Origin of the sequence: Nostoc sp., from assembly GCF_036919575.1 — a bacterium.
GTDB lineage: Bacteria > Cyanobacteriota > Cyanobacteriia > Cyanobacteriales > Nostocaceae > Nostoc.
Map to the genome: position 1 here is coordinate 23,821 of NZ_JBALBY010000012.1, position 7,710 is coordinate 31,530.

General features: G+C 42.3%; 5 protein-coding genes and 1 CRISPR repeat array. Of the genes, 2 read left to right on the top strand and 3 right to left on the bottom strand.

All coding sequences use genetic code 11. From position 1 onward, the window contains the following. Positions 1 to 30: 30 nt before the first annotated feature. From V7K27_RS04810 to V7K27_RS04820, 3 genes are all read right to left on the bottom strand, one after another. Positions 31 to 852, bottom strand: a complete 822-nt coding sequence (locus V7K27_RS04810; RefSeq protein ID WP_334944833.1) for an NADPH-dependent oxidoreductase — start codon at positions 850 to 852, stop codon at positions 31 to 33. A 634-nt stretch (positions 853 to 1,486) separates the two neighbouring features. Beyond that, positions 1,487 to 2,117: a CRISPR direct-repeat array (repeat unit 36 nt; unit sequence GTTTCCATCCCCGTTAGGGGAAGTGGTTATGTAAAG). Positions 2,118 to 2,371: 254 nt separating this feature from the next. After that, positions 2,372 to 3,799 (bottom strand): MlaD family protein, encoded by a 1,428-nt coding sequence (locus tag V7K27_RS04815; protein ID WP_334944835.1) that lies wholly within the window; start codon positions 3,797 to 3,799, stop codon positions 2,372 to 2,374. A 152-nt stretch (positions 3,800 to 3,951) separates the two neighbouring features. Beyond that, positions 3,952 to 4,734 (bottom strand): ABC transporter ATP-binding protein, encoded by a 783-nt coding sequence (locus V7K27_RS04820; protein WP_334944837.1) that lies wholly within the window; start codon positions 4,732 to 4,734, stop codon positions 3,952 to 3,954. Between the two features lie 876 nt (positions 4,735 to 5,610). Between V7K27_RS04820 and V7K27_RS04825 the strand changes: the two genes are divergently transcribed. Next, a complete protein-coding gene (locus V7K27_RS04825) occupies positions 5,611 to 6,651 on the top strand; it encodes a threonine aldolase family protein (protein WP_334944839.1) in 1,041 nt (346 codons plus the stop codon). Positions 6,652 to 6,928: 277 nt separating this feature from the next. Next, positions 6,929 to 7,489 (top strand): pentapeptide repeat-containing protein, encoded by a 561-nt coding sequence (locus V7K27_RS04830; RefSeq protein WP_334944841.1) that lies wholly within the window; start codon positions 6,929 to 6,931, stop codon positions 7,487 to 7,489. Positions 7,490 to 7,710 lie beyond the last annotated feature (221 nt).

Below are 7,710 nucleotides of genomic sequence, written 5' to 3' on the forward strand. Positions count from 1 at the left end.
GAATTCTGAATTCTGAATTCTGACTCCTTCTCATAGTAATTTGAAGCCGAGGTGATTGAGAACTTCACGCAAGCGATCGCGTCCTCTCAATGACTCGACAGTTGCGATCCGTTGGGCTGAGTGTTCTGACCAATCACCAGCAACATTCATCTTTTGTTCAGTATAGAATTCTTTGATGATGTCATTGTAGTGAGCGATCGCTTCTTCTTGCTCTGCCAATTTATAGGTTTCACGGTGCAGCACGGCTGATTGTGGCAAACGTGGTTTAATCGCTGCTTCTACTTCAGGATTCGGATAGCCTACACATAGCCCAAATACAGCATACACAGAGGAGGGCAAATTCAATATCTCTGCTACCTCTTGTGGACGGTTCCTGATTCCGCCGATATATACTGTTCCCAAGCCGAGTGACTCAGCTGCGACTGCTGCGTTTTGCGCCGCCAAAGTTGCATCGATTGTTGCCATCACAAACATTTCCAAGTATTCCAGCGCATCATCAGATATACCGCGACTGTCAGCAACGTAACTCAGACGTGCTAAGTCTGCTAACCAAACCAAGAATAAAGGCACCTGCTTAATATGTGCTTGATTTCCCGCTAATTTGGATAACTCCTCTTTGCGCTGTGGATCTTCAACTGCTACCACACTCCAGGTTTGCAAATTAGAAGAAGTAGATGCAGATTGGGCGGCGGCAATTAATAACTCCAGAGTTCCCGGTGGTAGAGGTGAAGCTAGATAAGATCGGATTGAACGGTGAGATAGTAGTGCTGTCAGCGAATCATTCCATTCAATTTCGGGATTGAAGGGAATTTCACCGTAACGCGATCGCAGTAGTTCTGTAGGATTAGTCATAATTAATTCCAAGATTCATATTTGCAAATATACCAGATGAGAAACAAGATTCTTGCTCCCTCTCCGAACCCACGGAGAGGGTTGGGGTGAGGTTTGACAAGGCTTTTTACACTCATTGAGAGTAGAAAAACCTAACCCCCTTCCCCACGCGGGAAGGGCAGGGTGGTTTCATACGAAAAAATAAAAATATGGAAGTCTTTATTTCTCATTTATAACTAGGACTTACGCAAAACCACACGCGCTCTGGGGCAATTCATGAATTGCCCTAAGAAGAAAATCACTCTTTTCAGCTATTGTTTGCGTAAGTCCTGATAACCATAGATTTTGACCCCGCTTCCATTCCTCTCCCCGTTGGCGTCATCCTGCCGTTAGGCAAGCGGGGAGAGGCTTTGAAACCTAGTTTTAGTTTTTCCTCTGCTTGTATGGAACCACCCTGCTTCCCGACGCAGGAAGGGGGAAAATTCAAAGTCTCTCTCCTTCTAGGAGAGAGATTTAGAGAGAGGTTTTCAGATACCGTGAAAAGTCAGGTAGACCGTTAAGTACTTTACAAAAAGCGTTGCAAATATTGAATGACAAATATTGATTGTTGTCAGTTGTCCGAAAATCATAGTTTTCGGGTGTGATGCCGATATCGGTTTCCATCCCGGTTAGGGGAAGTGGTTATGTAAAGGACACCAACAATCCATCTTCATGGATTGTTTCTTGACGTTTCCATCCCCGTTAGGGGAAGTGGTTATGTAAAGTCGCGATCGCTAGCAGCAGCGAATCTGCTGCACATACTAGATACAGTTTCCATCCCCGTTAGGGGAAGTGGTTATGTAAAGTCCCAGTGGCTGTGGAGCCACTCTGGGCTGTCCGTTTCCATCCCCGTTAGGGGAAGTGGTTATGTAAAGTTCGTCCAATGTTGCGCAAGTTGTTCTGCCAATAGATTGCAGTTTCCATCCCCGTTAGGGGAAGTGGTTATGTAAAGGCTATGGAACGGGGTATAGCGACGAGCGGATCAAAAAAGGTTTCCATCCCCGTTAGGGGAAGTGGTTATGTAAAGTCGCTTGCAATACCGCAAGTGCGCGACTATTGGAATCGTTTCCATCCCCGTTAGGGGAAGTGGTTATGTAAAGGCAGTCGAAGCGCTGATGGCAGCAGCAGAGCTAGCGTTTCCATCCCCGTTAGGGGAAGTGGTTATGTAAAGAAGAAGTGCGGGCCTCTTTTAGAGACGGGGAACTCAAAAAGTTTCCATCCCCGTTAGGGGAAGTGGTTATGTAAAGAGTTACGTTCTGGAAAGCTTACTGAGCAAGGGTTTGAGACACCCAAATCGACACCACTTTTTAAATTATCAACAACTCTCCAAAAATTCTCAATAAGCAATGGATTTTACAGCCGGAAACCCTTACTGTGCAAACAATCGACACCAGTCAACGGAATTATGCGGTTTTCAAGGTTCTGGGGAGTGGTGTAGATGAGCTTCAACACACTCACCTTACAGTAAAATATCTAACTTAAAATTGTCAAGCTGTATTGCCTATTTCCCCGTCTCCAGTTGCTCCCGTTGCTTACCATACTCCCGCAGCTGCTTCAAGAGGTCTTCTTGGGATGAATTCGGGATAGACTCACTGGGGGTTGGTTGAAGGTTGGTATCGGCAGTTTCAAAATTAGCAGGTGAGGGATTAATTGTATAGACGGGTAAAGATTTGTCATGAAACACCGCCTGTTGGGTTGGTGCTGGGGTAGGAATTAGATTATTTGGTTTGCTCACAGCAGCTTTTACCGAATCGAGAGTACTAGCAACTTGCACTTGTTGCTGCATCTGTTGTGTAGAAGATACTAAATGACTTAGACCATTCACCAATTGCAGCAGATTTTTGCGGAAAGTCGGATCACCTGTCAATTCATCCAAATCAGATGTAATTTTTTGGGTATTTTCAAACGTTACTCGTGCTGAATCTAAAGTTTGTTGCAGCAGCACCACATTCTTTGGATCGTTTAAGGTTTTAGAAGCATCGCGTAAATTAGCTGAGGCTTGGGCTGCATTTGCCGAAAGAGTTTCTAAATTGTTGAGCAATTCTCCTTTAGTCAATCGATTGACAGATGGTGATAAACTACTGACTGTAACACGCAGTTGGTTGCTGGTTTCGGTGATATTGTTCAAAGCACCAACCAGCGCCGAACGATTTGTGGTCAACAGATTATCCAGGTTGTTCAGCAAACGATTTGCTTGAGTTGCAGTTGCACCGAATTTATCTATAGTTTGAGTTGCAGATGTATTAAGTTGGTTTGTCGCCCGTTGCACTGAATTAGCCGTGGCTGAAAAGGTATTTAGTTGTTGTCGTAAGCTTTTAGTCAAACCTCGGAGATCGTGACTTAGCTCAGTAAAACTGGATGCTGCGCCTGTAGTTGCTTCCAAAACCCCATTGACATTTCTATAAAATTTTGGGTCATTGTATGCAGTGGCTAGGTCAGTTGAACTGCGAATTAGTTCATCAACACTGATCCCAACCTGACCTTTTAATCGAGAGCCATTACAGACTATGAGACTGGTATCACAATTTTTATCTAGGGGTTTAGCAAGCACAACCCCAGCAGGTAAGGTTGCTTTTGGTGTGATGTCGATAATACTTTCGCTAATTAATCCGCTTTGATTAGCTTCCACCACGACATTCCGGGGGATAATTAAGTCAGCTTGGGCAATTTCAATTTCTACATCAATGGCATTTGGCTTTGGTCGAACCTGGGAAATAGCTCCTACCTTAAAGCCGCGATAGCGAACTGCTGCTCCCTTTTGCATTCCGCCAGCGTTAGCAAATTCCACAATAACTTTGTATGAACGGCCAGCAGCACTGAATCTATTTAACCACAGAAACAGTAATCCAAATACCCCTAGTCCTAGCACGAGTAATAACCCCACAGAGCCTTCTCTAAATGTTCGCCCAGACGCGAAGCTGCTTGTCATAAATAAGACCTCGCATTTTTTTGCCTCCACCAACAACGAATTAGGAGTTAGGAGTTATGAGTCGAATTTAACTCCTCACTCCTCACTCTTAACTCCTCACTCCTCATTTTTAACTCCTCACTCATAACTCCTAACTCTTCACTTTTAAGTTTCTAGCCGACGAATTGAATCGGTCCTTCCACACTTCCACTGATAAATTGTCTGATCAACGGATTTTCTGTGTTGTGTATTTCACTAACTGTACCCTGCCACTGTACTTTACCTTCATAGAGAAATATAATTCTATCAGCAGTACGGCGGCCAGTGCTGGCTTGGTGGGTAACAACGGCATAAGTACCACAAGTTCCATGTGATCTTTGCAAATAACGGATTAAATCTTCGATTACTGTTGAGGCAATGGGATCAAGTCCGGCTGTCGGTTCATCATATAGTAGAACTTCTGGGCCTTCTGTGGGACTATCAGGGTTAGACATAATCGCCCGGGCAAAACTTACCCGTTTTCGCATTCCCCCAGAAAGTTCGGCTGGGTAGAGGTGGCCGATTCCTGGCAAACCTACCATCTCCAATTTTTCTTTTACCAAATCTCGGATGCGCGATCGCGGTAGCTTTGAATTTTGATAAAGTAAAAATCCCACATTCTCGTCAACCGTCAGCGAATCAAACAGCGCCGCCTGCTGAAACACCATCCCAATGCCAACCTGCTGGGCACCATCCTCAATCAAACCGTCTCGCCGCACTCCTTGCACATAAATTTCTCCTTCATCGGGATTAAGTAACCCCGCCATCACCCGTAAAATAGTTGATTTACCAGTCCCTGATGGCCCAATAATCCCCAGTGCTTCCCCCCGGTAAATGGTCAAGTCTATATTATCTAGAACTTTATGGCTACCAAAGGACTTAGAAACACCTTTCAGTTCAATCAATGGTTCAGTCATTAGTCATTAGTTATTAGTCATTAGTCATTGGTGAGCCAGTGCCTTGGGCGGGTTCTCCAATTTTTAACCCTACAAGAGTGATGTCATAGTTATTCTATTGGTAGGGCATTTTATGTTACATTATAAGTATACGATTAGCGTTCTGATTAGCAAACTTTATTTTTTTAGCATAATATTTAGTTATTTGCGATGTTTAACGTCCTATAATCCCCTCAACGCAAAGCTGACGAAGACACCCTAATAATCTAAAGTCTCAATAACCGGAAACTAAGACTCCAGTTTTTTTGGACATCAGCAACGTTATTTAATATTAGAGATATACTAACTCTGGCTGTAACTACTCAGAGAAAAGCTACAAAAACGAAAACTAATTAACAGCTTGATGCAATCTCTAGCAATTATATTTGAAAGGATATTTTAAAAGTCCTCTTGTCGCTAACAAAACGTTTTAGATCCCCCTAAATCCCCCTTAAAAAGGGGGACTTTAACTAAGTTTAGGGGTTTAACTACCCTGCCATCAATTGCCAGAACGTTTTGGGTCGGGGTCTAAATAAGAGTCACAAAACTTACTTGCGACTTGCGACTTGTTTTAATTCCGGTTCCCCCCTTTTTAAGGGGGGCTAGGGGGGATCAATAAGTGCCTAAAATCACAGCGAACTACTTTTAAAACATCCTCTGATTCCTGAAAATCAAAAGCTTCAGATTCCCGAATTTTCTAAAAATTCGGGAATCTTGTTATTCACGAATAATTAAGTACGGCTATAGAAACGTTTAGTTTACTACCCTCGAAGATTATTGTAATTAGCAAGAGTTGGCAACTGCTAAAATTATTCACTAATATTGTAACAATTACTAAGAAAAATCAACAGAGAAATTATGAATAATAACTTAGAGCAGTTTGCAAGTGATAATTCATCTGGTATTTGCCCAGAAGCGCTGGAATATATGATTAGGGCAAATCAAGGTAGTGTTCCAGCCTATGGAAATGATGAATGGACTCAAAAAGCCGCAGATTATTTTCGGGAACTCTTTGAAATTGATTGTGAAGTATTTTTTACCTTTAACGGTACAGCCGCAAATTCTCTATCTTTAGCTGCCCTTTGTCAGTCATATCACAGCGTCATTTGTCATGAAACATCTCACATAGAAACAGATGAATGTGGCGCACCCGAATTTGCATCTAATGGCTCTAAACTGTTACTTGCTCAAGGTAAAAATGGCAAGTTAACATCAGAGGCGATAGAGGCAATTGTCACTAGACGTACTGACATTCATTATCCCAAACCTAAAGTTATTAGCATCACGCAATCAACTGAATTAGGCACTTTATATTCTGTTGAAGAACTTCTGAAAATTAAAGAAGTTGCGAAAAAGTATAATTTAAAGATTCACATGGATGGCGCTCGTTTTGCAAATGCAGTTGCCGCGATGAATCAAAGCCCTGCTGAAATTACTTGGAAAACTGGAGTGGATGTGTTGTGCTTTTGTGGTACAAAAAATGGAATGGCATTAGGTGAAGCCATTCTTTTTTTCAACAAAGACCTAGCAGAGGATTTCGATTATCGATGCAAGCAAGCAGGTCAGCTAGCCTCAAAAATGCGGTTTATTTCTGCTCCCTGGTTGGGTTTATTGGAAACTGGTGCTTGGCTAAAAAATGCCAGACATGCTAATCAATGTGCTGAATACTTAGAAAATCAACTATTAAATATAGAAGGCGTTGACTTGATGTTTCCTAGAGAAGCCAACGCCGTGTTCGTTAAACTGCCAGAACGAGTTATTCACAATTTAAAAGCAAAGAATTGGCAGTTTTATACATTTATTGGTGTGGGAGGAGTACGTTTTATGTGTTCTTGGAACACAACAAAATCAAGGATTGATGAATTGATTGGTGATATTAAAATAATTCGTAATTCGTAATTTGTAATTCGTAATTCGTAATTCGTAATTCGTAATGATGTTCGCTGACTCGCTAACGTAAGTCTTTCAAGGTGAGCATATGTACTATCAAAGTTTTTACGGCATTTCAGGCATCGACTGGAATAGAACAAAGAATTTATGCTTTAAACTCCAAATTTTTGGACTGTAAATTAAGCGATCGCAATATTTACCCAATTTGGAGGTCAATGTTGAAGGTGGGATCGAAGAGGTTTAGTGGGTTATTTTGTATTTGAGATGAGTTATTGGAATTTAAATTATGGGATGGAAAAAAAGACGTTGGAAAATTACTGGTGATGAATTGTTGGAGCGGTATGCTAGTGGGGAACGTAACTTTGCTGGAGTCGAATTGGTTGAGTACGGCTCTCGCCCCTCTAAATATAGTGGACCAGGCAGCGATCTTGACGGTGTTGTTTTGCGAGATATCAACCTGCAAGGAGCTGTCCTCCATCAGGTCTACCTGATTGGAGCCGATTTGACTGGAGCCGATTTGGGGGGGATTTTCATGCTTAGTAGTTGTTTGAGTGAAGGAATCATTCGGGATGCCAATTTGTGTGCTGCCAATGTTTGTCGTAGTGGGTTCATCAACACTGATTTGCGGGGAACTGACTTGAACAATATTAATGCTACGGGTACTTGTTTTCGCGGAGCCTATCTTCCTACCTTCGAATCTGCTATTCTCGCTGATGCTGATTTCCAAGGTGCCCACACCAGAAGTGAATTGATCTGTAATAGTTGGAATTTGATTTGGCGTACCACTATGCCCGATGGAATTGTTGTCCGCGGTCCTCAGTGGGGCAATATTAGTGATGCTAGATGAAGAATTATCTTCATCAATAGCGGTCATTAAAGGAGCTTGTAGGGTATTAAGGGTAGCAATTTTTGCTTTTAGGGGTAAATATAGCGTCGCTGACATTAGGGGCAAAATAGTACAAAATTACCTAAATGTCGGTGGAACGATAATATTGCCGGAATGGCTTGCTTATGCTTCCAATTAACTGCGGCAACATTATGCTTCCAACTATGAAAGTAAGTTATTTT